The organism is Micromonospora sp. WMMD1155 (assembly GCF_029581275.1).
GTDB lineage: Bacteria > Actinomycetota > Actinomycetes > Mycobacteriales > Micromonosporaceae > Micromonospora.
Genome location: NZ_CP120742.1, coordinates 1,046,290 through 1,071,763 on the forward strand (window position 1 = coordinate 1,046,290; position 25,474 = coordinate 1,071,763).

A 25,474-nucleotide genomic window follows, 5' to 3' on the forward strand; every position below is an offset into this window, starting at 1 on the left:
TTGACCACCTGGCGTGCAACACCAGATGGTGATCGTCCGGATGCACGAATGTGATCGTTGACGTGGCACCCTTGGTGCACGGCACACTGTCCCTGCCAGGTGTGACCTCGGTCCCCCGCGGGCACACAGGGAAGGCAGTGCCTAGTAAGGGTGTTGCACCATAGGTGAGCAACGACCGAAGAGATTGTTCATCGGTGACGACCAGAGGAGGAAGGCGATGACCCCGACCCTCACGCCGCCGCCCGAGACGGTGGCGCCCCCAGCCGCCGATGAACGGTGCGACCGCTGCAATGCTGCCGGGAAGCTCCGGATCACTCTGGCGGGTGGGAGCGAGCTGGTGTTCTGCGGGCACCATGCGAACAAGTACGCGGAGGATCTCGTGAAGATCACCGAGCGGTTCGCGACGGAGCCCGATTTCAGCTGGCGTGGCGCCGATCTGATGGCGAACTGAATCCGCAAACCGACATAGCCGACCGGAGGCACCCCGAGGGTGTCTCCGGTCGGCTTTTACCTGCCCGAACCCCCGCCCTCCGGGCGCGGCCCCGTGCGACGGCTTCGTACACCCGTCACGCCGGACTATTCCCCAAGATCCGCGCACTTTCCGGGATGTTGCTGCCTCCCGCACGTCCGAGGCAGCAACATCCCCGAACTTGTGCGGATCTTGGCGCGGACACGGACACGGACACGGGCGCGGGCACGGACACGGGCGCGGGCGCGGCGCGGGCGCGGCGCGGGCGCGGGCGCGGCGCGGACACGGGCGCGGACGCGGACGGCATCCCGGCGGCAGACGCGGGACGCGGACACGACGCCGGGCGGCGAACGCAGGGCCGGGCGGCGGGCGCATGCGGATGGTGTCGGTGGTGTGGGTGGCCCTAGAGGGTCTGGACGGTGGCGATGCGTTCCTCGAGTTGCTCGATGGTGGCCTGGGCGCTCGGGGGACCACCGCAGAGGCGGCGTAACTCGGCATGGATCTTGCCGTGCGGTTGGCCGGTGCGGTGGTGGCGTGCCGCCACCAGAGCGTTCAGTTGGCGCCGGAGCGCCACACGGCGCTGGGCGGCGCTCATGGGTGCCGGCGGCGCCGCGGTGGGCGCAGCGGCCGGCTGAGCGGGCCCGTCGGCGGTACGGCGGCGCTGGGCGGCGAGTTGTGCGGCCTGCCGCTTGGTCAGCAGCAGCGACACCTGATCGGCGGTGAGCAGACCGGGCAGGCCGAGGTATTCCTCCTCCTCGGGGGTGCCGGCCTGCGCCGTGGTGCCGAACGACGCGCCGTCGAAGATCACCTGGTCCAGCTCGGCGGTGGCCGAGAGCGCGGCGAAACGCTTCTCCAACTCCCCACTGGCCTGGTCGTCGCGCTGCGCCCGTTCCAGCAGGTCGTCGTCGAAGCCGTCGGACTCCTTGGGTTTGCCGAGTACGTGGTCGCGCTCGGTCTCCATCTCGCTGGCCAGCCCGAGTAGGTGCGGCACGCTGGGCAGGAAGACCGACGCGGTCTCCCCGGGACGGCGAGCCCGGACGAACCGGCCGATCGCCTGGGCGAAGTAGAGCGGAGTGCTGGCACTGGTGGCGTAGACCCCGACCGCGAGGCGGGGGATGTCGACACCCTCGGACACCATCCGTACCGCGACCAACCACCGCTGGTCGGACGCCGCGAACGTCGCGATCCGGGCGGAGGCACCCTGGTCGTCGGAGAGCACCACAGCGGCCTTCTCGCCGGTCACCTGCTCGATCAGCTTGGCGTACGAACGGGCGGTCTGCTGGTCGGTGGCGATGATCAGCCCGCCGGCGTCGGCCATGCCGGCGTTGCGCAGCACTGTGAGTCGGGCGTCGGCGGCCCGCAGCACCTGCGGCATCCAGTCCCCGGCGGGGTCCAGGGCGGTACGCCAGGCCTGTGCCACCAGATCCTGCGTCATCGGTTCACCGAGGCGGGCGGCGAGCTCCTCCCCCGCGTTGGTCCGCCAGCGGGTCTCCCCGGAGTACGCCAGGAAGAGCACCGGCCGGACGACGCCGTCGCGAAGCGCGTCGGAGTAGCCGTAGACCGAGTCGGCGCGGGAGCGGAGCAGCCCGTCTCCGCCGCGTTCGTAGCTGACGAACGGGATCGGGTTGTCGTCGGAGCGGAACGGGGTGCCGGTGAGCATCAGCCGGCGTACGGCGGGCTCGAAGGCCGCCTTCACCCCGTCGCCCCAGGATCGGGAGTCACCCGCGTGGTGGATCTCGTCGAGGATGACGAGGGTGCGTCGGGTCATGGTGCGCCGCCGGTGCACCTGTGGGGCCATTCCCACCTGGGCGTAGGTGATCACCGCGCCGTGGAAGTCGGCCGCGGAGTGCACGTCGGCGTTGCGGAACGCCGCGTCGAGTTGGATGCCGACCCGGGCAGCGGCTTCGGCCCACTGGTTCTTCAGGTGTTCGGTCGGTGCGACGACGGTGACCGCCTCGACGGTGCCGTCGGCGAGCAGCTCGGCCGCGATCCGCAGGGCGAAGGTGGTCTTACCGGCGCCGGGGGTGGCGACCGCGGTGAAGTCCTCCGTACGCCGTCGCAGGTATTCGACCAGGGCCTTACGCTGCCAGGCGCGTAGTGCCGGGAACGTCTCGAGTACCGGCGTCCGGGCTGCCACGCGAAGCTCCTCTCCGACCGCACGACGGCGGATCCGGGGCGAGGGCCACGGTGACCGCCGCCCATGAAAACGCCTCCGCGCAGAAGCTGCCGCGAAGGCCGACTCAGCATAACCAGCGTCGGCCCCACGTCCCAGGCGACGCCACGCTGGTCACATCTGTCACCCCCGACGGGAGCGGTCTCACCACTCCGGGTCACCGGTGCGCGGCGGGCGCAGCGTCGCCACCGGGGCGGACCACCGGCGTCGTAGGGCGATCAGGCGTAGCCCGAACACCAGGACGGCGGCGGCGGTGAGCGGCACCGGCCCGGTCTGGTCGGTGGCGTACAGGAGCACCACGAGGATCGAGCCGGCCAGCGCGGCCAGCGCGTAGATCTCCCGGCGCAGCACGACGGGGATCTCGGCGGTGAGCAGGTCGCGGCCGAGCCCGCCGCCGATCGCGGTCAGCATGCCGATCAGGCATGCGCCGACCGCCGGCACCTGGGCGTCGAGCGCCTTCAGCGTGCCGGTTACGGTGAACAGTGCCAGACCGGCCGCGTCCAGCACCAGGACCGTGGTGCGCAGTCGGGCCAGTTGCGGGTGCAGCCAGAAGACGGCGAGTGCGGTGATCGCGGCGGTGGCCGCGTACCGCCAGTCGGCGAAGGCCAGTGGTGGGACCTCGTCGATGACCAGGTCCCGGAGGATCCCGCCGCCGAGGGCGGCGACGAAGCCGACGAAGGCGACGCCGAAGAGGTCGAGTCGCTTGGCCACCGCCGCCGAGGCGCCGGACGCGGCGAACACCGCCACCCCGGTCAGGTCGGCGAGGAGCAGGGCGGTGGAGGTGGTCACCGCCGCAGGCTACGTCGCCGGCCGGGAGGCCGGCCCGCGTTCACTCGCGGTACGAGTCGTAGATCTCCTTGCACTTGGGGCAGACCGGCGAACCCGGCTTGGCCGCCTTGGTGACCGGGAACGTCTCGCCGCAGAGCGCGACGACGAATGTGCCCATGACGGCACTCTCGGCGATCTTCTCCTTGCGGACGTAGTGGAACATCTCGGGACCGGTGTCGGCGTCCTTCAGCTCCGGACGCTCGAGAACCTCTGTGCTCACGTCTGCACCTCCAACCGCCAAGTTTGGCAGGTCATCACGGCCGGGTCCACTTGAGGCCGGCGGACACCCGACCCCGTACGGTGCCAACGTGACTGACTTTCGCATCAGCTACGGCACCGAGGTCGCCGAAGCCCTGCGCGACGGCCGGCCCGTCGTCGCCCTGGAGAGCACCATCGTCTCGCACGGCCTCCCCCGGCCGGAGAACCTGCGGGTGGCCCGGGAGATCGAGCAGGCGGTTCGGGACGCCGGGGCCGTTCCGGCGACGATCGGAATGATCCGCGGCGAGTTGGTGGTCGGCCTCGACGATGCCCGACTGACCCGCCTCGCCACCGTCGACGGAGTGACCAAGCTCTCGGTCCGCGACCTCGCTGTGGCGGCGGCGACCGGGGCGGACGGCGCGACGACGGTGGCCGCGACCAGCGCGGTGGCCGCCGCGGCCGGCATCGGGGTGTTCGCCACCGGCGGGCTGGGTGGCGTGCACCGGGAGGCGGCACACACCTTCGACGAGTCGGCGGACCTGACCACCCTCGCCCAGACCCCCATCGCGGTGGTCTGTGCCGGGGTCAAGTCGATTCTCGACGTGGGCGCGACGCTGGAACGCCTGGAGACCCTCGGCGTCGCCGTGGTCGGTTACCGCACGCGCCGGTTCCCCGGTTTCTACCTCACCGACGCCGGTTTCGACCTGGACTGGTCGGTGGACTCACCGGAGCAGGTCGCCGCCGTTCTCGCCGCCCGGGACGAGCACGCCGTGCACACCGGCGGGCTGCTCGTCGCCAACCCGCTGCCGGTCGACGAGCAGCTCGACCCGGAGCTGCACGACCGGACACTCACCGAGGGCCTGGCCCTGCTGGAGCGCGACGGCATCACCGGGAAGGCGGTCACGCCGTACCTGTTGGCGCACTTCCACTCGGCAACCGAGGGCGCGAGCCTGGCGGTGAACGTCCGGATCATCCTGCGCAACGCCGACCTGGCCGCGCGGATCGCGGTCGCCGCGGCGGCCCGCAGCACCACCGTCCCGGCGTGACGCGACCGGCCCGGCTGGTCGTCGTCGGCGACGTGATCACCGACGTGGTGGCCGTGCTGTCCGGGCCCCTCGCGGCCGGCTCGGACACCGGGGCGGAGATCAGCCTCGGCGGCGGCGGCCAGGCGGCCAACACCGCAGCCTGGATCGCCGCCCAACGGGTGGACGTCACGCTCGTCGGCGCTGTCGGTGACGACGACGCGGGGCGGGACCGGGTGGCCGAGCTGACCCGGGCGGGCGTCGACTGCGCGGTCGAGCGGATCGAGGGCGTACCCACCGGCACGGTCATCGTGTTGGCGGCCGACGACGAGCGGAGCATGGTCAGCCAGCGGGGCGCGAACCTGCGGCTGAGCGGCGCGCACGTCGAGCGGGCCATCGCCGCGGCGCCCGACGCCGGGCATCTGCACCTGTCCGCGTACACCCTGCTGGACGCCGGGTCGCGCGGCGCGGGCCTGCGGGCGTTGGCCGCGGCGCGCGAGCGTGGGCTCACCATCAGCGTCGACGCGGCCTCCGCGGCGCCGCTGCGGCGGGTCGGTGCGGCGGTGTTCCTGAGTTGGGTACGCGACATCGACCTGTTGCTGGTCAACGCGGACGAGGCGACGGCGCTCGCCGGTGGGCTGGACCCGGCGGCGCAGGGGCGGGTGTTGTCGGCGACGGCCCGGCGGGTGGTGGTCAAGCGGGGCGCGGCGGGCGCGGTCTGGGTCGACCGCAGCGCGGCGGTCCACGCGGTCGCCGCCCGCCGGACGGCGGTGGTGGACGTCACGGGTGCGGGCGACGCCTTCGCGGCCGGGCTGCTCACCGCGTGGCTGGCGGGAGCCGGCCCGGCGGCGGCGCTGAACCGCGCCACCGACCTGGGGGCGTTGGCCGTCTCCACCGCCGGCGCACGCCCACAGCCCTGACGGTACGAGCCCTGGCCCGTTCGCGGGTCAGGGCTCGGCGTCGATGATCTTGTGGGGGCGCTCCTCGGCCGTCAGGCTCATCGGCGGGGTGTCGTCCCGCCGACGGGGGTGGAACCGGTTGGCCAGCCGGTGCTCCTCCTTCGGCGGCCGGTCGTTGGCCAGCAGCACGGCCAGCCAGGGGATGAGCACCATGCCGAGGCCGCACAGCGGCAGCCAGAGCCAGAGCAGTGGGGCGTTCGCACCGACCAGGATCGCGCCGACGACGATGCACAGCACGCGGATGCCCATCATCAGGACATAGCGGCGCTGGCGACTGTTGAGCTGATCGTCCTGGCTGCGCGAGGCGTCGGTGATCAGAATCGGCTGGTACGCCTGCCGCTTCACCATGGACCTCCTCCAAGGGATTACGCCTCATCCTGTCACCGTCAGGCCGCGAACAGCCACCTTCACGCCGTCCCGGTGCGTGTTACGTGCGTGGTACGCTCCGATCGTGGGCAGCAGGTTCAGCTTCACCGACGAGGCGTTGGCCAACCTGAGGGTCTACGACGTCACGCCCGGGGAAGTCTGGGAGGCGCTGCACAGCGCCCGACGGGTCATCCGCCATCTGGGCGACGACGTGATGGTGGTCTACGCCGCCGCCCGTCGGGGCCGCCGACTGGCGGTGCTGCTCGCCGAGGCCGATGGCACCGACAACGACTGGGACATCCTCTCCGCCCGTGAGCTGAGCGACGCCGAGTCCAAGCGCTACGACGAGGCCGTACGGAGAGACCGCCGATGAGGGGGGCCGTGACGATGCACCGAAACGACGCGACCAAGCAGTTCCACAGCGGCGACGACCGGATCGCCGATCTGATCGACGAGAGCCCGGCGGTGGACCTCCCCACCCCCGACACGGACGTGCCGATGGTCAGCCGGTCGGTCCGGCTGCCGCTGGACACCTACGAGCGGGTGCGCGCCGCCGCCGACGCCCGGGGCATCGGCGTCACCACCCTGATGCGCCAGTGGATCGAGGCTGGCCTGGCCGACCTGGACGACTCGGCCACCGTCTCGCTCGCCGACGTCCGGCGCGCGCTGGCCTCGCTGGCGCACCCCACCGCCGCCTGAGCGTCAGCCCTTCTCCGCCTTCGCCGCCGCCTTCATCTGCTGCTTGTACTCCCGCACCCGGCGCAGCGAGTCGACGTCGGTGACGTCGGCCACCGACCGGTACGCGCCCGGGTCGCCGTACCCGCCGGCGGCCTGCCGCCAGTCCTGCGGGGTCACCCCGAACCGCTTGCCGAGCAGGGCCACGAAGATCTGCGCCTTCTGCTTGCCGAAACCGGGCAGCCCGGCCACCCGGCGCAGCAACTCCGGACCGTCGGCCACCCCGTCCCAGAGCAACGCCGCGTCCCCGTCGTAGCGCTCCACCAGCACCCGGCAGACGTCCTGCACCCGGGCCGCCATCGCCTTCGGGAACCGGTGCAACGCGGGCGGCTGGGCGAAGATCGCGACGAGCGCCTCCGGGTCGTACCCGGCCAACTCCCCCGCGTCCAGGTCATGACCGAGCCGCTGCGTCAGCACGTACGGCGAGGAGAACGCCTTCTCCATCGGCACCTGCTGGTCGAGCACCATGCCGAGGAGCAGGGCCAGTGGGCTGCGCTCCAGCAGCCGGTTGGCCTCGGGGTCGATGGGCAGAACGAGCGTCATGCGGACCATCCTGCCTGTTCGCTCGGATGGGGGTGAACAACAGCCCTGACGTCGGCGGGTTTCGTCGGCCGCGTAGCTGGGACTGGAGACATGTTGCCGATACTGTCGGTGAGTCCTTGGAAGGAGGTGGCCGTGCCTAGCTTGGAGAGGCCCCGGGTCGAGTACCGCACGCCGGAGGATCTGGTGCGTGACGTCACCGCCGGACTGGTGCGGATCCCGCCCTTCCAGCGATCCTTCAAGTGGGAAGCGGCGGACATCGTCCGACTGTTCGACAGTCTGCTACGCGGCTTCCCGATCGGAAATCTGCTGCTGTGGCGGCGTCCGGCGCCGGCGCAACGCCTCCAGGTCGGCCCGCTGGAAGTTGTGGCGCCCGAGACGGCCGCAGCTCTTTGGGTTGTCGATGGCCAGCAGCGCATCGTCTCTCTCGTTGGTGCTCTGACCCGGGCGGACCGCTCGGTCGACCCACGGTTCCGGGTCCATCTCGACCTGGATGCGGGCGAGTTTCACACCATCGGCAACCGTCAACGGCCGCCGCGTTCCTGGGTACCGGTCAGCTCCCTGCTGGACACTGCGGTCCTGCTCCGGTGGATGCGGGACAACTCCGAGTGGCTTTCCGAGGATCAACTCGCCCTCGCTGATCAGGCAGCAAAGGCGATACGTGAGTACCAGATTCCGACATACATCGTTCATTCGGCGGATGAGGAGGCCCTGCTCGAAATCTTCACCCGGATGAACACCACGGGGAAGCGGCTCACCAAGTCCGAAGTCTTTCAGGCGTTGCACACTGGTGCCGTCAGTGACGAGCTGAGCAGCTTGCATGGCCTGGGCCAGGTTCCGGCCACGCTCGGATTCGGAACGCTCGACGACCGGCTGGCCTTGCGCTGCATCCTTGCGTATCGGGGCGGCGACATCTTCCGAGAGGACTTCCGGCAGGAGTTCGGCCCTCAGGACGACCCGGCGGAGACGCTGCGGGAGGTGGCCGCCCGACTGCGGGAGGCTGTCGAATTCCTGCGCGGCGAGTGCGGCATCCCGCACATTCGACTCTTGCCCTACTCACACGTACTGCCGATCCTGGTCCGGTTCATTCGATTGCACGGAACACCGGCCGGCCGACCAGCGACCTTGCTGCGACGCTGGGTCTGGCGCAGTGCTGTCGCGGGCACCCGAGCCCGTGGGATCAGCGTTGCCGACGTCCGTAATCAGGTGGACTCGGTTGACGCACCCGACGCGCTAACGGCTGCGTCCAACGTGTTGCGGCAAGTGCAATCCTTCCCCGACTTCTCGGCGGAGTTGGACAAGGTCCACTTCAACCATGCGATGACCAAACTCAACACTCTGGGACTACTCTCGGCCGAGCCACGCGATCTCAACAGCGGCGAGATCATCGACATCTCCCGCCTGTTGGAACAGGGCAGTCCGTTACGGCCGCTGCTGCCCGACGGCAGCGGCTCCGCCCTGGGTACGATCGCCAACCGTTTCGTGCTTCCGCCCGGGGAACGTGTCACCCGCGCAGCCCTCGTGGGCGCTTCCACGGCCGTCGCGGCCAGCCATCTGATCACCGAGGACGCCCGGCGTCTGGCACTGCGCGACGACTGGGCCGGCTTCCTGGATCTGCGGGCTCAGGAGTGCTCCAGGACCATCACCGGCCACGTCAACCGGATGGCCGAGTGGGGTGCACGGGACGGACGATCACTCACGGACATACTGCGGACGGCCGCGTGACATGACCGGAACGACAGCCGAGGTGCGGCTACACGGCCGTCGGGTGGGCGAACTTCAGTTTCACCAGGGCGGATCCGAATTCATCTACGACGATGACCTCTCCTCGCCCGACCACCGGGTTCTCGGCCAGATCTTCGAGGACGATCCCCGGTCGGTCAGACGCACCCGGGTTGGCCTGCCCCCCTGGTTCGCCAACCTGCTGCCCGAGGGCGCTTTGCGTCGCCAGATCGTTCGTGAACTCGGGGGCGGCAGAGTGGGGGACTTCACCCTGCTGCTCAGAGTGGGCAGCAACCTGCCGGGTGCCGTCACCGTGCACGCCGACAGCGAGCCGAAGGACGACTTTCCTCCGGAGACGGGTCAGCTCGACCATCCGCTGCGCCACTCGTTGGCCGGTGTGCAGCTCAAATATTCGATCTCAACCGACCGGCTCGCCGTACCAGTGAGCGGACAGGGCGGTTGGTGGATCGTGAAGCTGCCCGACCAGGGTCTGCGTGACCTGCCCGCCAACGAATACCTGACGATGAGTTGGTTGGCTGCAGCCGGATTCCCGGTGCCGGCGGTGCATCTCCTGCGGGCCGATGAGGTCAAGGGTCTGCCCGACGGCCTGGTCCGCCCGACCGATCTCGTCTACGTCATCCAACGGTTTGACCGCGCCCCTGGCGAACGCATCCACGTGGAGGACTTCGCCCAGGTCGTGGACGTCGAACCCATGTTCAAGTACAGCGAGTCGGGTGCCTCGTACGACAGTCTCGCCGCCGCATCCGGCAACTGACCGGGGACGAGGGCTACCACGACTTCATCGCTCGTCTCGCCGCCCTGCTGATCGTGGGCAATACGGATGGGCATCTGAAGAACTGGGCGATCAGGTACGCGGACGGACGGACCCCGCACCTCGCTCCTGTTTACGACTTCCACTCTTTATCGGTCTACTCCACCTACCGTTGGGCGCCACTGGCGCTCAGCCTGGATGGAGAGGTGGTACCGAGCGCTGTCACCGGCGATCACTTTCGGCGGCTGGCGGAGCGGGCTGGCGCGGACCCGGAGCGGACATTCGACACGGTGGCGCAGACCGTGGCACGGCTGCGTTCGACGTGGGATGCGGTCATGGCAGGCGAGGCCCGGGTGCGATTCAACGCGTTGGCGGACCATTACACCGAGCGACTCGGCACCCTGGCGCTCTGCAACTCAGACGGCTGATCCGCCCTACGACCCGACCGTTCAGGTACGACGATGCACACGCAGCACCTGGCTGCCACGTCGATCATTCTCGGTTGGCACCGCTGGCGGCACGGATCTGCCGGGTGGCGCTGACCCGGGGCGCGACGGGGGGCAGGATGTCGGGGTGGACGAACACGACATGCTGCTCTCCCCCGCCGGTGTCGACGCGCTGCGCACCGCGCTGACCCGGGCCGGTTTCACCGGCCACGGCATCGCCGAGAGGTTGGGCGCGCAGGCGACCGCCGCGGTCGCCCGCAACGACTACCGGGCCGCGCTGCGCGCCACCGAGGACGGCGACCCGCTGGGCACGCTGATCCGGGTGTTCATCTGCGACCAGACCGAGCCCGAGGCGGCGGTGGCCGCCGCGCTGACGCCGTTGAGCATCGAGGAGGCGTTGGCCGGCGGGCTGGTCGAGCGGTACGGCGACGGGCTGCGCGCCGGCGTCGACCTGGAGCCGTACGGGGACGAGTGGTGGGTGCTCGCCGACGTGCCGGCCAGCGCCCGCCCGGGTCGCCCGTTGCACGCCGAGCACGTGCTCGGCGTCGGCGGCGCGACCCACACCCTGATCGGCGCGACCATGCGCCGGCCGGTCGGCACGGCACTGGACCTGGGCACCGGCTCCGGCGTCCAGGCCCTGCACCTGGCCACCCACGCCGACTCGGTGACCGCCACCGACCTCTCCGAGCGGGCGCTGCGCTTCGCCGCGACCACCGCCGCCCTCAACGGCCAGGACTGGGAACTGCTGCGCGGCGACCTGGTCGCCCCGGTGGCCGGCCGGCGCTTCGACCTGGTGGTGAGCAACCCGCCGTTCGTGGTCGGCCCGGGTACGACCACGCACGTCTACCGCGACTCCGGCCGGGTCGGTGACGCGATCGGCGCCGAACTGGCCGCCGCCGCCCCGGGTCTGCTCACCGAGGGCGGCACCATGCAGTACCTCGCGAACTGGGTGCACGTCGCCGGTGAGCAGTGGGACGAGCGGGTGGCCGGCTGGTTCGCCGGCACCGGCCTGGACGCCTGGGTCATCCAGCGTGAGGTGGCCGACCCGATGGCGTACGTCGACCTGTGGCTCACCGACGTCGGCGAGACCGCCGACCCGCAGCGGATGGCCGCCTGGCTGGACTGGTTCGACGCGCACAAGGTGGAGGGGATCGGCTTCGGCATCGTGTCGCTGCGCCGGGGCGGGCACGCCGACCCGGTGGTGCGGGTGGAGGACCTGCGCCAGCGGGTGCAGCCACCGCTGGGCGACCAGATCGCCGCCTGGTTCGACCGCCAGGACTTCCTCCGGGTACGCGACACCGAGGCGCTGCTCGCCGAGCGCTACCGGGCCGCCGAGGGCCTCCAACTGCGGCAGGAGGCCACCATGGGCGACGAGGGCTGGGCGGTTGACCGGCAGGTCCTCGCGATGCCGCACGGCCTGCGCTGGACCGAGGAGATCGACCCGCTGGTGTTGGCGCTCGTCGGTGGCGCCGACGGCCGGTTGCCGCTGCGTGACCAGCTCGCCCTGCTCGCCGCCGCGCACGATGTCGAGCCCGACGAGATGGCCGAGGCCGCCGGCCCGATCGTGGCGCACCTGGTGGAGCGCGGCTTCATCGAGCGGGTGACCGCGTGAGGCGGACGACGGGCTCGACCGCGGCGGGCGTCGGGGCGGGCCCGGCGGTGATCGGCTGATGCGGGCGGTGGTGCAGACCGTCGGACGGGCCGGCGTGACAGTGGACGGCGACGTTGTCGGCGCGATCGAGAACGGCCTGCTGGTGCTGCTGGGGGTGACCCACACCGACACCCTCCAGATCGCCCAGACGATGGCCCGCAAGGTGCACGAGCTGCGCATCCTGGACGGCGAGCGGTCCGCCGCCGACACCGGCGCGCCGATCCTGGTGGTCAGTCAGTTCACCCTCTACGGCGACGCGCGCAAGGGGCGCCGCCCGAGCTGGACGGCGGCGGCCCCCGCCGAGGTGGCCGAACCACTGGTGACCGCCGTGGTCGACGCGCTACGCGAGCGCGGCGCGACTGTCGAGACCGGCCGCTTCCGCGCCCACATGCTCGTGGAAAGCGTCAATATCGGTCCCCAAACCCTCCTCCTAGACCTCTAACCCCCTCCCCCACCCCTCCCCAGCCCGGTTGATCATGAGGTTGGCGGGCCCTTTGAAGATCGAATCGCCGGTCAACCTCATGATCAACCGGGGACAGTCGGCGGGGCGGGTGGCGCGCGCGTGGGTGGGAGTAGGTCGGGTTAGGAGAAGAGGCCTCGGCGGGACAGGGACTGGCGGAGCCAGTTGTCGAGTTCGACGGTCCAGTCGGTACGGTCGGCGGTGGCGTAATCCACGGTGAACCGGCCGAACGCGTCCCGGCCCTCGGTGAAGACACCGCCGCGCTTGTCGACCTCCAGGATCACCTGCATCTGCTGCGCATCCGCGACGAAGGTGACCTCCAACTGGTTGATCGAGCGGGCGTACTGCGGCGCCGGGTTGAACTCGATCTCCTGGTAGAACGGCAACGTCTGCCGTACCCCGTAGATGTGCCCCCGTTCCACGTCGGCGCGGGCGAACCGGAAGCCCAGTCGCAGCAACGCGTCGAGCAGTCGCTCCTGCGCCGGCAGAGGGCGCACCGACACGGCGTCCAGGTCACCCTTGTCGACCGCGCGGGCGACCTCCAACTCGGTACGCAGACCCATCGTCATGCCGTGCAGGTGCTGCCCGTACAGCTCGGTGACCGGTGTCTCCCACGGCACGGCGAAGCGGAACGGAATGTCGTGGCGTTGCCCCGGCTCCAGCCGGAACGCGCCGGTGATCTGCTGGCGGTGGAACTCCTGGGTGGTGTCGTAGTCGCTGTCGCCACTCTCCACCTCGACCCGGGTGACCAGGCCGAGGCTCACCTGGTCGATGTCGACCTGGTGGTCGCCGCCGACCACCTGGATCCGGCCCTCCAGTCGGCCGCCCGGGCGGCAGTTCGGGTCGGCCAGCACCGTCTCCACCGACGGGCCGCCGACGCCCATCGCCTTCATGAGCCGTTTGAAGACCACGCCGTCCTCCATCTGTCGTCCTCGCCGACCCGAGTCGGCCGACCGTCCGCAACGTAACCGTGGCGGGCAACCGCACACCCGGGCGACACACCGCACCAGCGACCCGACCCGATTCCTGTCGGGTGCCCGATCGCCTCACTCCCGTTTTACGCCCCGCCCGCCAAGCTGTGTCTCACACCGGCACCGCTGGGCCGGAGACACGGCACAGACGTGGAAACGGGGAGAGACAGAGATGGTCCTGCAGATGACGGAACACCGGACGCGCCCAGCCACCACGACCGACACCGACGGGACCTCGGAGGTCCTCGTCGACCTGGACGCCACCGACGAGCGTGGCATCTCCACCGACCTGGTCCGGGCGTACCTCAACGGGATCGGCCGGACGAAGCTGCTGACCGCCGCGCAGGAGGTCGACCTGGCCCGGCGGATCGAGGCGGGGTTGTTCGCCGACGAGAAGCTCGCCACCTGCACCCCGGTCTCCGCCGAGCTGCGGGCCGACCTGGAGCTGATCGTCGCGGAGGGCCGCGCCGCTAAGGACCACCTGTTGGAGGCGAACCTGCGGCTGGTGGTCAGCATCGCCAAGCGCTACACCGGTCGCGGCATGGCGTTCCTGGATCTGATCCAGGAGGGCAACCTGGGTCTGATCCGCGCGGTGGAGAAGTTCGACTACGCCAAGGGCTACAAGTTCTCCACGTACGCGACGTGGTGGATCCGGCAGGCGATCACCCGCGCGATGGCTGACCAGGCCCGCACGATCCGCATCCCGGTGCACATGGTGGAGCAGGTCAACCGGATGGTCCGTGCCCGCCGCGAGCTGTCGGTGACGCTGGGACGCGAGCCCACTGTCAGCGAGGTCGCCCGCGCCCTGGAGATCCCCGAGATCCAGGTCATCGAGTTGATCTCCTACGACCGGGAGCCGGTCAGCCTGGACCAGGCCGTCGGCGACGACGGCGAGAGCGCGCTCGGTGACTTCGTGGCCTCGGTGGATCCGCGTACCGAGCCGGGTGACGCCGCCGCCCAGGGTGAGCTGCGCAACGAGGTCAGCGTCGTGCTGGCCACCCTGTCCCAGCGGGAGCAGGCGGTCATCCGACTCCGGTTCGGTCTCGACGACGGCCGGCAGCGCACGCTGGACGAGGTCGGACGGGAGTTCGGGCTGTCCCGGGAGCGGATCCGGCAGATCGAGAAGGTGACGCTGCTGAAGCTGCGCGCACCGGAGCGGGCCCAGCGCCTGGAGGCGTACGCCTGCTGACGCGCCCGGTTCCCTCGGAAGACCCTGGCGGTTCGCCGGGGTCTTCCGAGCCGTCGGGGTGTTTGACTGGGGAGCTGTTGAGCGACGCGAGGAGGGCGACGATGAACTGGACGTTGGAAGTGGTGATCGTGCCGGTCTCCGATGTGGACCGGGCGAAGACGTTCTACGCCGACCAGCTCGGCTTCACCGTCGATCACGACACCGTGATCAGCGACGAGGCGCGCATCGTCCAGCTCACGCCGCCCGGCTCCGGCTGCTCGATCGTGATCGGCGAGGGCGTCGTCCCGGAGATGCCACCGGGCTCGCTCAAGGGCCTGCAACTGGTGGTGCCCGACATCGAGCGGGCCCACGCGGAGTTGGTCGACCGTGGCGTGCAGGTCAGCGACGTCCAGGTGGTGGGCCGTAATCCTCGGCCGGTGCCGGAGCCACTGGACAACGTGGGGTTCGTCTTCTTCAGCGACCCGGACGGCAACTCCTGGGCCGTCCAACAGATCTCCAGCCGCGCCTGACCGGCCGCGTTCAGAGTCTTCGGGGGCCGGTGTCCGGGCGGGCGGCGACGCCGCCCACCCGCACCTGGGCGTGCAGGACCGAGATGCCTCCCGGCCGCGCCAGCACCGGGTTGAGGGTCAACGAGCGCACCCGGGGCTGCTCGTCGGCGAGTCGACCCACCCGCAGCAGCAGGTCGGCCAGGGCCGCCCGGTCGACCGGTGCGGCACCCCGGTGCCCGCGCAGCAACGGCGCCGCCCGGGGCTCGTCGACCAGTTCGGTCGCGTCCGTGTCGGTCAGCGGAACCGCCCGCCAGGCCCGATCGCCCAGCAGTTCGGTGGCGACCCCACCGAGGCCGAAGCCGACCACCGGCCCGAACGCCGGATCCCCCACCACCTCCACCACGCAGGCCACCCCCGGCGGCACCATCGGCTGGACCAGCGCCTCCGCGCCGAAGGCCGCCGCCAGCTCGGCGTACGCGCGACGCACCGTCGGCTCGTCGGGCAGGTCGAGCCGGACCGCACCGAGGTCGAGCCGGTGCCGCAACCCGGGGGCGGCCGCCTTGAGGGCCACCGGGAAGCCCAGCCGGACCGCCGCGTCGACCGCCGCGTCGACCGAGTCGACTGTCACCGAGGCCACCACATCGATGCCGTACGCGGCCAGCAGCGCACCCGGATCGGTGCCGTCGGCGCGGAGCGCGGCCTGCGCGGCGGCCCGGTCGACGCCGGGCAACTCGGGGGCGATCCCGGGCGGACGGCGTAACCACTCCGCGTAGCGGTGCACCCGGGCGAGGGCGCGTACCGCCTCCTCCACGCCCCCGTACGCGGGCACGCCCGGCGGCAGCCGCCCGACCAGGAACGTCGCCACTGTCGGCTTGCCCAGTGCCAGGGCGGCGGGCAGCGCGGCGGTCACGTCGGCGTCCACATCGGTCAGCTGCCCGGGCAGCGGCGGGGCGAAGACCACCACCAGGGCGTCCACCCGGTCGTCGTCGGCCGTCTCGGCGAGAGCGGCGGCGAACTCGGCGGCACCGGCGCTCGGCCCCACGTCGCGGGGGTAACCGTCGGCCACGGTGAGGCCCTGCCCGACGCAGGCGGTGGCGGCCAGGCCGGTCAGAGCCGAGGAGTTGCCGACCACGCCGACCCGCCCGCCCGCCGGCAACGGCTGGTTCGCCAGCAGCACGCCCACGTCGAGCAGCTCCGGCACGGTGTCCACCCGGATCACGCCGGACTGGGCGAAGAGCGCGGCCACCGCCACCTCGTCCGGCCCGGCGGCATCACCGACCCCGACCGGGCGGGCCGGTGAGGCGAGCGCGACGACAGGTTTGGCGCGGCCGATCCGCCGGGCCAACCGGGCGAACTTACGCGGGTTACCGAAGGTCTCCAGGTACAACATGATCACGTCGGTGCCGGGGTCGTCCTGCCAGTACTGGAGGAGGTCGTTACCGGAGACGTCGGCCCGGTTTCCGGCCGAGACGAAACTGGACAGCCCGAGGCCACGCCGGTCCGCCTCGGCGAGCAACGCCACCCCGAACGCGCCGGACTGGCTGAAGATGCCCACCCGTCCAGCCGGCGGCAGTGCCGGGGAGAGGGTGGCGTTGAGGCGTACCGTCGGGTCGGTGTTGGCCACGCCCAGGCAGTTCGGGCCGATCACCCGCATGCCCGCCGCGTGTGCCGCGCGGACCAGCGCCCGTTGCGTGGCCGCGCCCTCGGCGCCGGCCTCCGCGAAGCCGGCGGAGATGACCACCAGGCCGTGCACCCCCGCCGCGGCGGCGTCGGCGACCACCGCGGTCGCCGCCTCCGGCGGGACCGCCACCACCGCCAGGTCCACCGGGGTCCCGGCCTCGACCGCCGAGGGGTACGCGGGCAGGCCGGCCACCGTCGACGCGCTCGGGTGCACCGGCACGACCGCCCCGGTGAACCCGCCGTCGCGCAGGTGCCCGAGGACCGCCGCGCCGACGCCCTGACCGGTGGCGCTGGCACCGTAGACGGCGATGCCCCGAGGGGCGAGCAGCCGGGCGATCGAGCGGGCCTCGGTGCGGTGCTCCCGGCCGCGCTGCACCTCCAGGGTCGCCTCGGTGGGCGCGATCGGGAAGCTCAGGTGCACCACGCCGTCGGCGTACTCGCGCTGGACCTGGTAGCCGAAGTCGGCGAAGACGCGCAGCATCGTCCCGTTGGCCGGTAACACCTCCGCGACGAAGCTCATGATGTCGTTGCGGCGGGCGGCGTCGGCCAGGTGCTCCATCAGCACCGAGCCGATGCCCCGCCCCTGGTAGGCGTCCTCCACCACGAAGGCCACCTCCGCCTCCGGGGCCTGCGGGCCCAGCCGCTCGTACCGGCCGACGGCCACGATCCGGCCGGCGGCCACCACCACGAACGCCTCCCGGTCGCGGTGGTCGACGGTGACGAAACGGATCAGATCCCGTTCCGGAATGCGCGGGTACGGCGAGAAGTAGCGCAGGTAGCGGGTGCGCTCGGAGAACCGGCTGTGCATCGCCACGATGCCCGGTGCGTCGGTCGGGTCGATCGGTCGCAACTGGACCGTGCTGCCGTCGCTGAGCAGCACGTCCACCGGTTGGTCCACGGTCGTCACCGGAACGGCCCGGCTCAGTCCCGTGGGTCGTGCGGGTCGAGCCCGAGCAGCGGGAAGACCGTCTTGCGGGTGGCCGCGATCGCCCGGTCCACCGCGTTGGGCTCACCGGTCGGCTGCCACGGCTCGTACGACGGGTCCGCGTCGTCGGTCATCCGCAGCGGCACCTCGCGGCCCAGACGACGGGAGGCGACCAGGCTCCGCCACCCGGGTGGGGTGAGCGTGGCCGGGTCGATCGGCGCGCCGGTGGCCACCGCCAGCAGGTGACTCCAGGCCCGGGGCACCACCTCGACCAGCGCGTACCCGCCGCCGCCGGTGGCGACCCAGCGACCGTCGCAGAGCTCGTCGGCGAGTGCGCGCATCGCCAGGTAGGTGGCCCGCTGCCCGTCCACGGTCAGGTTCAGGTCGGCGAGTGGATCCAACCGGTGCCCGTCCGCGCCGCACTGGGTGACCAGCACCTGCGGCCGGAACGCGCGCAGCACCGACGGCACGATCGCGTGGAAGGCACGCTGCCAGGCGCTGTCGTCGACACCCGGGGGCAACGGCATGTTGACGGCGGTGCCCTGCGCGCCCGGCCCACCCGTCTCGTCCGCGAAACCGGTGCCCGGGAAGAGCGCCAGCGGGGTCTCGTGCAGGCTGACCGTCAGCACCCTGGGGTCGTCCCAGAAGACCTGCTGCACCCCGTCGCCGTGGTGCACGTCGACGTCCACGTACGCGATCCGCTCGGCACCGAGGGCGAGCAGGTGGGCGATGGCCACCGCGGGGTCGTTGTAGACACAGAAGCCGGAGGCCCGCGCGGGCATCGCGTGGTGCAGCCCACCTGCCACGTTGACCGCCCGCCGCGCCTCCCCGCGCCAAACCGCCTCGGCGGCGGCCACCGTCGCTCCGGCGATCAACGCGCTCGACTCGTGCATCCCCTCGAACACCGGGTTGTCCGAGCTGCCCAGCCCGTATCCGGCGAACAGCGGGTCGCGCGGCGCGGCGCGCACCGCGGCCAGGTAGGCGGGGTCGTGCACGCGGGTGAGCACCGCGTCGTCGGCCATCTCCGGTTTGACCACGCGCACCCCGGGACGATCCAGGACGCCCAGCTCACGGGCGAGCGCGACGGTCAACTCCACCCGGACCGGATCGAGTGGATGGTCGCCCATGTCGTAGGCGAGCAGCGACTCGTCCCACACCACCACCGTGTCGTCGGACATGAGCCCATCGTCGCACGGGGACCGCGGCCGGCCCACCGCACGCGCTGGTCAACGGCCAGGTGTCTGCCCGACGGCGACCGGGCGAGCCGGATCGGCCACCCAGTTGCTCCACGATCCGACGTAGAGCGCCGCATCAGTGCGGCCCCCCAGGTGCAGCGCGAGCACCGCCTGCGCGGCGGTCACCCCGGAGCCGCAGTACGCCCCGACGGTCCGCGCCCCGGTCACCCCGGCGGCGGCGAACCGCTCGCTCAACACGTCGGCGGCCGGGAAGCGCCCGTCCGGGCCGACGTACTCACCGGCGGGCAGGTTGACCGCGCCCGGCACGTGCCCGGCGACCGGATCGATCGGCTCCACCTCACCCCGGTAGCGGGGAGCCGCCCGTACGTCGAGCAGCACGGCGTCGTCCGTGTCGGCCAACGCGGCGGCCTGCTCCGCGTCGAGGACCGGAAGCCCACCGGGACGCACCACGACGTCGCCGGGAGTCGGACTCGGCGTCTCGGTGGAGACGGGCAGACCGGCGGCGACCCAGGCCGGGTAGCCACCGTGCAGCACGCTCACCGGACGGTGTCCCGCCCAGCGCAACGTCCACCAGGCCCGCGCGGCGGCCATGCCGTCGCCGCCGTCGTACACCACGACGGGGTGACCGGCCCGGACGCCGGCAGCCCGGAGCCCGGCCTGCAAGGCCGCCGGGTCGGGAAGAGGGTGTCGACCGCCGACGCCCGGCGCACCGCAGAGCACGGTGTCCAGGTCGACGAAGACCGCGCCGGGCAGGTGGCCGGCGAGGTGGTCGTCGCGGCCGGGCGGGCCGACGAGCCGCCAGCGGACGTCGAGCACGGTGGGCGGGTCGACGTCGTCGAGAGCGGCGGCGAGCCGGTCGACCTCGACCAACGGCTCCTGGGGACCGGACATGGCGACCATCAAACACCATCCGTGTCGACGGCACGCGGTTCGGCGGCGGTCGTCAGTCGTTCACCGAGGTAATATCGTGCACCGGAGGGCCGCTGACGTTATGAAGTCTCACGACCTGGTCGACACGACCGAAATGTACCTGCGCACCATCCTCGAACTGGAAGAGGAGGGGGTGCCGCCGCTGCGTGCCCGCATCGCCGAGCGGCTACGACAGAGCGGCCCCACCGTGAGCCAGACCGTCGCCCGGATGGAGCGCGACGGCCTGCTCACCGTCGAGGGTGACCGACACCTCACCCTCACCGCGCTGGGTCGCGGCACGGCCGTGTCCGTGATGCGCAAGCACCGCCTCGCCGAGCTGCTGCTGGTCAACGTCATCGGGATGCCCTACGAGGAGGCCCACGAGGAGGCCTGCCGCTGGGAGCACGTGATGAGCGACGCCGTGGAGAAGCGGGTCTACGACCTGCTCAACCGGCCGACCCGCTCCCCGTACGGCAACCCGATCCCGGGTCTGGAAGAGCTGGGCTCACCGGAGGCGGAGACCACCGCGGCCGTCGAGGGTGAGCGCAACCTGGCCTTCCCGGGCCTCTCCGGGCCGGTCGTGGTCCGCCGGATCTGCGAGAGCGTGCAGACCGACGGTGACGTGCTGCGTCAACTGCACGCCGCCGGTGTCGACCCGGGCGCGACGGTGACCGTGGCGCAGGAGCGCGACGGGGTCTCCATCGACCGATCCGGCGACCGGGTGCGACTGCCCCGCGAGGTCGCCTCCCGGGTCTTCGTCGCCGCCAACTGACCAACCAGCCACCCGGGCGTCACAGCGCCCGGGTGTTCACCTTCTTCGCCAGCGCGGTCAGGTCACCGGTCAGCTTCTCCACCGTCGAGCGTTCGCTGCCCCGGGCCGACGTCCAGCTCACCGTGGCCAACCGCCCGTCGGTGGCCAGCCAACCCACCTCGGCGACCGGCCCACGCCCGCTCGCGGCGGCGAGGGTACGCCGGTACGCCTGCTGGCCCAGCCCGGTGACCTTCGCCGCCTTGTCGGGCACCACGTCCGCGCCGAAGGTCGTCTTGTCGACCGTGGTCTCCGACACAGTCAACGTCAGCTCCGGCAGCGTCGCTCCCGTGGCCCGGACCACGCAGGTGTGCGTGTCGCCCTGTTCGCTGGCCGCCGCCACGTCGAAGCGCACCTTGACCGTCTCTTCGATCACCGTGAAGTCCAGCAGTCGGCAGGCCCCGCCCGAGGAGGCAGCCGCCACGTCCACCGCGATCGGCACCGGCGGCGGCACCGCCACCGGCTCGGCCTCGGCGGCGCACCCGCTCACCAGCAGCCCCGTCACCCCGGCGACCACGATCCGCCCGCGCACGTCCCACCCTCTCGCCGACCGACGGCGGAAACGCGCCCGCCGGATGTCCGTCGGAAACCGTACGGGGTGTCCGGGTCGGGCGGAAGCCCTCGTTTACGCCTATCCGGACGGTGGATCGTCCACGTACGGGCAGTGTCGGCAGCCTCGCCCGCAGCAGGTGCCGCGACGGGCCAGGAAACCGGCGCTGAGGACGAACAGCCCACTCGCCGGGTCGAGGTAACCGGCCTCGTCGGCGGCGAGCGCCGCGTCGTGCGCGGCGAGGATCCGGGCCCGGTCGGGGTGCTCCGGCGACAGGCGGGACGGGTGCGGCTCGGTGAGCGGCCGGCCGGCCAGGGGTTTCCGCTCTCCGGTCACCGCCGCAGTCTAGGGACAGGCCCTCCTCGGTGACGGGACAGGACCGAGATGTGGTTGGTCGAACGCAGGGCGGTCCGGATCGGTTCTCACGGACCGCGGTGTTCTGGAATGGTGCGCTCATGACCACGTTCGTCGCGCCTGACGGCACCACGCTCGCCTACCGGACCGTCGGAGTCGGAGACCCGCTGGTCTGCCTGCCCGGCGGACCGATGCGCGACTCGGCGTACCTCGATGACCTTGGCGGTCTGGGAGCGCACCGGACGCTGGTCATCCTCGATCCGCGAGGCACCGGCCGTTCGGCCGTCCCGGCGGACGTGTCCACGTACCGCTGCGACCGCATGGTCGACGATGTGGAGGCGCTGCGCGTACACCTGGGTCTGGACCGGCTCGATGTGCTCGGGCACTCCGCGGGCGCCAACCTGGCAATGCAGTACGTGACCCGACACCCCGAGCGGGTGGATCGGCTCGCGTTGGTCAATCCCAGCACCCGGGCGGTGGGGCTGACGGCGACGGCCGCGCTACGCGAGGAGGTCACCCGGGCGCGGGCGGCCGAGCCGTGGTTCCCGGTGGCCGCAGCGGCACTGGACTCGATGGTGGCCGGCCGATCCAGCCCGGACGCCTGGCAGGCGATAGGTCCGTTCTTCTACGGCCGCTGGGGCCCGTCGGCGCAAGCGCACCAGGCCGCCGAGGCTGGCCAGCGCAACGACGAGGCGGCGCAGATCTTCGCCGCCGACGGCGCCTTCGACCCGCCGGCCACCCGTGCTGCGCTCGCCGCGCATCGAGGCCCCGTGCTGCTACTGACCGGTGAGGTCGACCTGGGCGCGCCGCCGGGTCTGATCGCCCAGCTGGCAGAGCTGATCCCACACGCCGAGTTGGTCGTGCAGGCGGGCGCGGGGCACTACCCATGGGTGGACGACGCCGAGGCGTTCACCGTGCCGGTGGCGGCGTTCTTGAGTCTCCACCGGGGGGAGACGCGAAGGTGATGACATGAGCGGGGAGACGCGGCACACGATCGGCGACCTGGCCCGGCGGACCGGCTTGAGCGTCAAGACCATCAGGTACTACGCCGACAGCGGGATCGTCCCGCCGACCGGCCGGAGCCCGGCGGGCTACCGGCTGTTCGACGCCGAGGCGGTTGCCCGGCTGGAACTGGTCCGCACACTGCGTGACCTGGGGGTGGATCTGGCCGCCATCCGCCGCGTGGTGAACCACGAGGTGCCGCTGCACGACGTGACCGCCGCGCACGCCGAAGCGCTGGCGGTACAGATCCGGGTGCTACGGCTGCGCCAGGCGGTGCTCACCGTCGCGGCAAGGCGCGGATCGGGCCCGGCCGAGGTGGATGAGCTGGTCTGGACGGCGTGCCCGCGTACCCGGGTGTGATCGTCTCGATGACGCCGGAGCTGCCCGACGAGCCCACCATCGAGCAGGTCGAGGCGTGGCTGGAGTTGGCCGAACTGTGCCAGGACGACACGTTCCGGGCGAGCATGCGGCGAACGGCTCAGCAGTACGCCGCCGACCACGACGTCCCGGGGCTGCCCCGCCCGGACGCCGTCGCGGTGGTCCGGGACGCGGTGGCACCCGCCCTCGCTGCGGGTCTCGACCCGACCAGCCCGGATGCCGATCCGGTGGTCGCGGCCGTCTCCAACCGGTACATGAGCCTGCACGGTCACTGCGATGAGGCCGACCTGCGTCGGCGGTTGCTCGACCGGCTGATTCCGGCCAACGACCCCCGCCGGGACCGCTACCTCGACCTGTTGGCGGTGCTCAACGGCTGGTCGACCGGCGATGCGACGGCACCGGCGGTGGACTGGTTCATCCGGGCCCTGCGCCACCGGATGCCCGAGCCGGTCGGGTGAGCCGCTCAGCCGAACCAGGTCATCGCCTGGCCGTGGCCTCTGGTCCAGGCCAACGGCCGCCCGTCCAGGGCGAGGACGTTGTGCAGCGCGTCGGTCGGCGGGTCGGGCAACCCGTCGTGCCCCAGCACCTCCGGCGCCTCGTTCGCGATCCAGTGGCCGGGCAGCTCACCGACCAGCCGGACGAACGCGTCCCGCCGCGGTGGGGGCACCTGGTACAGCACCGACGTGTGGAAGACCACGAGCGTCGCGTCGGCCGGCGCGCGGGCCGCCAGCGCCGGCAGGTCGTCCACCAGATCACCACGGACCAGCAGCGGCGGATCGGCCGCGGCGACCGCCGCCGCGGCGCGCAGCCGGGCCCGCCGGTGCGCGTGCTCCGGCCAGATCAACGCGTCAAGCCAGGACACGTCGCCAGGGTCGGTCACGTCGAGCGGGTTCAGGTCGAGACCGGCCCGCCACACCACCCGGGGTACGCCTGCCGGCGGCACCAACCCTTCGGCCGCGCACTCCAGGACCGGCTCACCGGTGCCGACCTGGTGCTCCCCGTAGCGGTATGCGTACCGGTCGGGGTAGAGGCAGAGCCCGGCTGACGCGCCGACCTCCAGCAGGGCGAGGGGCTGTGGCAGCGCGGCGAGCACCGGCAGCAGCACCGCGCACCGGCCGGCCTCGTTCGTCTGAGTCGCCCGGGTGAGCAGCTCCGCCTTGACGGCGGGCCAGTGCGTCAGCACGTAGTCGTGGAACGCGGCCGGGTCGCCGACCGGCCCGCCCAGCCAGCGGACGACGCTGAACAACAGGTTCGGCTGCCGCTTGGCCGGCGGGACCTCGTCCAGCAGATCGAGCAGGGACTCATCGTGGGCGACGGCAGCCGACAGGCGCTCGTAGGTGGGCGACACCCCGCGCGCCTCACGGCTGCCGAACTCGACGTACGCCTCGGCGGTCGTCATGCGGTCATCGTCGCAGCCCACTCCTCGGTATTTCAGCCCCCGTACCCGTGGGTTGGCTCACCCGCCTTCTAGAGTGCTGCGGCGGTCGGACCCTTGAGCAGCAGCTCAGCCGGCCTGGGCAACGGGGAGGGACGTGTCGTGCGGGGTAACAATGTCCGCGTACTCATCGCCGGCGGGGGCATCGCCGGGCTGGCGACTGTCGCCGCGTTGCGCGAGTGGAGCGCCACTGTCGACGTGGTCGAACGGTCGCCTGGGCCGACCGACTCCGGCACCGGCATCTACCTCACCGGCAACGCCACTCGCGCGCTCGACGTCCTCGGGCTGCGGGAACCGGTCGCCGACGTCGCCGTGGAGATCACCCGGCAGCGCAGCGCGAACCAGCGCGGGCGTCGCCTCTTCGACATCGACGTGGCCGCGCTGTGGCAGGGCGTCGGGCCGTGCATGTCGCTGCCCAGGGCACAGCTGAACCGGGCCCTGTTGGCCGGCGTCGGAGGCGCCCCGATCCGCTGGGGGCACCACCCGACCGCACTCTCCCAGGAGGGCGACCGGGTCGCCGTGGAGTTCGACGACGGCAGCACCGAGCGGTACGACCTGGTGATCGGCGCGGACGGGGTGAACTCGACCGTGCGCCGGCTCGCCTTCGACGGCCAGGCGGCCCGCGATCTCGGCCAGTACGCGTACCGCTGGGTTGCTCCCCGGATCGACGACGAGCCGTTCTGGTCGGTGCAGTTCGGGCGCGGGAGGCAGTTCCTGACGATCCCGATCAGCACCGAGCAGACGTACTGCTACTACAACGACGGCCCGGTGGCCGATCGGCCGGGCTGGCGCGACGACGTGGCCAAGTCGTTCACCGAGCCGGCGGCCATCATGCTCAAGGCCCTGGACCACGACGACAGCACCCTGCACGCCGGGCCGAACCAGGAGATCGCGCTCGACTCCTGGTCCCGGGGGCCGGTGCTGCTGATCGGCGACGCCGCCCACGCCACCTCACCGAACATGGCCCAGGGCGCGGCCATGGCCCTGGAGGACGCGGTCGTGCTCGCGTCGTCGTTGACCGCCGCCGACTCCGTCGCCGAGGCATTGCGGGGTTACGAGGCGCGGCGACGCCCGCGCACGAACTGGGTGCTCAGCCAGACGCACCGCCGGGACAAGGCCACCGGGCTTCCGCCCGCGCTGCGCGACCTGGTGATGCGCCGCCTCGGCGAGCAGCTGTTCCGGTCGAACTACGGGCCGCTGTTCACCCAGCCCTGACCGGGTTGCTTTCCGCCAGGAGCCCGGCACCGG

27 protein-coding genes and 1 pseudogene are annotated in these 25,474 nt (G+C 71.8%); 16 read left to right on the forward strand and 12 right to left on the reverse strand.

Annotated elements, in window-relative coordinates:
• Window positions 1–217 precede the first annotated feature (217 nt).
• Window positions 218–451, forward strand: a complete 234-nt coding sequence (locus tag O7617_RS04495) for a hypothetical protein (protein WP_030337431.1) — start codon at window positions 218–220, stop codon at window positions 449–451.
• Between the two features lie 421 nt (window positions 452–872).
• Here the strand turns inward: O7617_RS04495 and O7617_RS04500 are convergent, their stop codons facing one another.
• The 3 genes from O7617_RS04500 to O7617_RS04510 all read right to left on the reverse strand — a co-directional run bounded on the left by O7617_RS04500 (window position 873) and on the right by O7617_RS04510 (window position 3,690).
• On the reverse strand, window positions 873–2,606 hold the full coding sequence (locus O7617_RS04500) for a DEAD/DEAH box helicase (protein ID WP_282261694.1): 1,734 nt from the start codon (window positions 2,604–2,606) through the stop codon (window positions 873–875).
• A gap of 180 nt (window positions 2,607–2,786) precedes the next feature.
• Entirely contained in the window at window positions 2,787–3,431 is a 645-nt protein-coding gene (locus tag O7617_RS04505; RefSeq protein ID WP_282261696.1) for a trimeric intracellular cation channel family protein, read from the reverse strand.
• A 40-nt stretch (window positions 3,432–3,471) separates the two neighbouring features.
• Window positions 3,472–3,690 carry a DUF3039 domain-containing protein gene (locus O7617_RS04510; RefSeq protein WP_007456912.1) on the reverse strand — a complete coding sequence of 73 codons (219 nt, stop codon included), beginning with the start codon at window positions 3,688–3,690 and terminating at the stop codon, window positions 3,472–3,474.
• Window positions 3,691–3,778: 88 nt separating this feature from the next.
• Here O7617_RS04510 and O7617_RS04515 point away from each other — a divergent pair, with 88 nt between their 5' ends.
• Together O7617_RS04515 and O7617_RS04520 are read left to right on the forward strand one after the other, a co-directional pair.
• Window positions 3,779–4,714 carry a pseudouridine-5'-phosphate glycosidase gene (locus tag O7617_RS04515; RefSeq protein WP_282261704.1) on the forward strand — a complete coding sequence of 312 codons (936 nt, stop codon included), beginning with the start codon at window positions 3,779–3,781 and terminating at the stop codon, window positions 4,712–4,714.
• Window positions 4,711–5,610: a PfkB family carbohydrate kinase gene (locus O7617_RS04520; protein WP_282261706.1), complete on the forward strand. Its 900-nt coding sequence runs from the start codon at window positions 4,711–4,713 to the stop codon at window positions 5,608–5,610. Before O7617_RS04515 ends, O7617_RS04520 begins: the two co-directional genes overlap by 4 nt.
• A gap of 27 nt (window positions 5,611–5,637) precedes the next feature.
• Here O7617_RS04520 and O7617_RS04525 read toward each other — a convergent pair whose 3' ends face one another.
• Entirely contained in the window at window positions 5,638–5,997 is a 360-nt protein-coding gene (locus O7617_RS04525) for a DUF3099 domain-containing protein (RefSeq protein ID WP_282261708.1), read from the reverse strand.
• Between the two features lie 103 nt (window positions 5,998–6,100).
• Between O7617_RS04525 and O7617_RS04530 the strand changes: the two genes are divergently transcribed.
• Window positions 6,101–6,388, forward strand: a complete 288-nt coding sequence (locus tag O7617_RS04530) for a hypothetical protein (RefSeq protein WP_282261710.1) — start codon at window positions 6,101–6,103, stop codon at window positions 6,386–6,388.
• Window positions 6,389–6,402: 14 nt separating this feature from the next.
• Entirely contained in the window at window positions 6,403–6,714 is a 312-nt protein-coding gene (locus O7617_RS04535) for a hypothetical protein (protein WP_124771984.1), read from the forward strand.
• A gap of 3 nt (window positions 6,715–6,717) precedes the next feature.
• Here O7617_RS04535 and O7617_RS04540 read toward each other — a convergent pair whose 3' ends face one another.
• On the reverse strand, window positions 6,718–7,302 hold the full coding sequence (locus O7617_RS04540; RefSeq protein WP_282261712.1) for an HhH-GPD-type base excision DNA repair protein: 585 nt from the start codon (window positions 7,300–7,302) through the stop codon (window positions 6,718–6,720).
• A 123-nt stretch (window positions 7,303–7,425) separates the two neighbouring features.
• Between O7617_RS04540 and O7617_RS04545 the strand changes: the two genes are divergently transcribed.
• From O7617_RS04545 to dtd, 4 genes and pseudogenes are all read left to right on the forward strand, one after another.
• Complete coding sequence (locus O7617_RS04545; RefSeq protein ID WP_282261715.1) at window positions 7,426–9,015, forward strand: DUF262 domain-containing protein; 1,590 nt, start codon at window positions 7,426–7,428, stop codon at window positions 9,013–9,015.
• Window position 9,016: 1 nt separating this feature from the next.
• Window positions 9,017–10,212 (forward strand): annotated as a pseudogene (locus O7617_RS04550) (HipA domain-containing protein).
• A gap of 145 nt (window positions 10,213–10,357) precedes the next feature.
• Window positions 10,358–11,842 carry a methyltransferase gene (locus O7617_RS04555; RefSeq protein ID WP_282261717.1) on the forward strand — a complete coding sequence of 495 codons (1,485 nt, stop codon included), beginning with the start codon at window positions 10,358–10,360 and terminating at the stop codon, window positions 11,840–11,842.
• Window positions 11,843–11,900: 58 nt separating this feature from the next.
• The gene (gene dtd, locus O7617_RS04560) at window positions 11,901–12,323 is read left to right on the forward strand and encodes a D-aminoacyl-tRNA deacylase (RefSeq protein ID WP_282261719.1); all 423 of its coding nucleotides are present in this window, start codon (window positions 11,901–11,903) and stop codon (window positions 12,321–12,323) included.
• Window positions 12,324–12,463: 140 nt separating this feature from the next.
• Here the strand turns inward: dtd and O7617_RS04565 are convergent, their stop codons facing one another.
• Window positions 12,464–13,252: a sporulation protein gene (locus tag O7617_RS04565; RefSeq protein WP_282264632.1), complete on the reverse strand. Its 789-nt coding sequence runs from the start codon at window positions 13,250–13,252 to the stop codon at window positions 12,464–12,466.
• Window positions 13,253–13,496: 244 nt separating this feature from the next.
• Between O7617_RS04565 and sigB the strand changes: the two genes are divergently transcribed.
• On the forward strand, window positions 13,497–14,501 hold the full coding sequence (gene sigB, locus O7617_RS04570; RefSeq protein ID WP_282261721.1) for an RNA polymerase sigma factor SigB: 1,005 nt from the start codon (window positions 13,497–13,499) through the stop codon (window positions 14,499–14,501).
• 101 nt (window positions 14,502–14,602) lie between these two features.
• Window positions 14,603–15,010 (forward strand): VOC family protein, encoded by a 408-nt coding sequence (locus O7617_RS04575; RefSeq protein WP_282261723.1) that lies wholly within the window; start codon window positions 14,603–14,605, stop codon window positions 15,008–15,010.
• Between the two features lie 10 nt (window positions 15,011–15,020).
• Here the strand turns inward: O7617_RS04575 and O7617_RS04580 are convergent, their stop codons facing one another.
• From O7617_RS04580 to O7617_RS04590, 3 genes are read right to left on the reverse strand one after another with little or no spacing between them, the layout of a single operon-like run.
• The gene (locus O7617_RS04580; protein WP_282261725.1) at window positions 15,021–17,576 is read right to left on the reverse strand and encodes a bifunctional GNAT family N-acetyltransferase/acetate--CoA ligase family protein; all 2,556 of its coding nucleotides are present in this window, start codon (window positions 17,574–17,576) and stop codon (window positions 15,021–15,023) included.
• Between the two features lie 14 nt (window positions 17,577–17,590).
• Window positions 17,591–18,772 (reverse strand): acetoin utilization protein AcuC, encoded by a 1,182-nt coding sequence (locus O7617_RS04585; protein WP_282261727.1) that lies wholly within the window; start codon window positions 18,770–18,772, stop codon window positions 17,591–17,593.
• Window positions 18,773–18,820: 48 nt separating this feature from the next.
• Window positions 18,821–19,681 carry a sulfurtransferase gene (locus O7617_RS04590; protein WP_282261730.1) on the reverse strand — a complete coding sequence of 287 codons (861 nt, stop codon included), beginning with the start codon at window positions 19,679–19,681 and terminating at the stop codon, window positions 18,821–18,823.
• A gap of 100 nt (window positions 19,682–19,781) precedes the next feature.
• Between O7617_RS04590 and O7617_RS04595 the strand changes: the two genes are divergently transcribed.
• A complete protein-coding gene (locus tag O7617_RS04595; RefSeq protein WP_282261732.1) occupies window positions 19,782–20,471 on the forward strand; it encodes a metal-dependent transcriptional regulator in 690 nt (229 codons plus the stop codon).
• A gap of 19 nt (window positions 20,472–20,490) precedes the next feature.
• Here O7617_RS04595 and O7617_RS04600 read toward each other — a convergent pair whose 3' ends face one another.
• Complete coding sequence (locus tag O7617_RS04600; protein ID WP_282261734.1) at window positions 20,491–21,039, reverse strand: hypothetical protein; 549 nt, start codon at window positions 21,037–21,039, stop codon at window positions 20,491–20,493.
• Between the two features lie 99 nt (window positions 21,040–21,138).
• Window positions 21,139–21,393, reverse strand: a complete 255-nt coding sequence (locus tag O7617_RS04605; RefSeq protein ID WP_282261736.1) for a DUF5522 domain-containing protein — start codon at window positions 21,391–21,393, stop codon at window positions 21,139–21,141.
• Window positions 21,394–21,512: 119 nt separating this feature from the next.
• Between O7617_RS04605 and O7617_RS04610 the strand changes: the two genes are divergently transcribed.
• The 3 genes from O7617_RS04610 to O7617_RS04620 are packed head-to-tail and all read left to right on the forward strand — an operon-like array spanning window position 21,513 to window position 23,249.
• Window positions 21,513–22,376: an alpha/beta hydrolase gene (locus O7617_RS04610; RefSeq protein WP_282261738.1), complete on the forward strand. Its 864-nt coding sequence runs from the start codon at window positions 21,513–21,515 to the stop codon at window positions 22,374–22,376.
• 4 nt (window positions 22,377–22,380) lie between these two features.
• Window positions 22,381–22,773: a MerR family transcriptional regulator gene (locus O7617_RS04615; protein ID WP_282261740.1), complete on the forward strand. Its 393-nt coding sequence runs from the start codon at window positions 22,381–22,383 to the stop codon at window positions 22,771–22,773.
• Window positions 22,752–23,249, forward strand: coding sequence for a hypothetical protein (locus tag O7617_RS04620; RefSeq protein WP_282261742.1), 498 nt, complete (start codon window positions 22,752–22,754; stop codon window positions 23,247–23,249). The genes O7617_RS04615 and O7617_RS04620 overlap by 22 nt, the downstream gene beginning before the upstream one ends.
• Before the next feature lie 5 nt (window positions 23,250–23,254).
• Here the strand turns inward: O7617_RS04620 and O7617_RS04625 are convergent, their stop codons facing one another.
• Window positions 23,255–24,190 carry a DUF2332 domain-containing protein gene (locus O7617_RS04625; protein WP_282261744.1) on the reverse strand — a complete coding sequence of 312 codons (936 nt, stop codon included), beginning with the start codon at window positions 24,188–24,190 and terminating at the stop codon, window positions 23,255–23,257.
• Window positions 24,191–24,328: 138 nt separating this feature from the next.
• On the opposite strand from O7617_RS04625, the gene O7617_RS04630 reads away from it, so the two are divergent.
• Window positions 24,329–25,441, forward strand: coding sequence for an FAD-dependent monooxygenase (locus O7617_RS04630; protein ID WP_282261746.1), 1,113 nt, complete (start codon window positions 24,329–24,331; stop codon window positions 25,439–25,441).
• Window positions 25,442–25,474 lie beyond the last annotated feature (33 nt).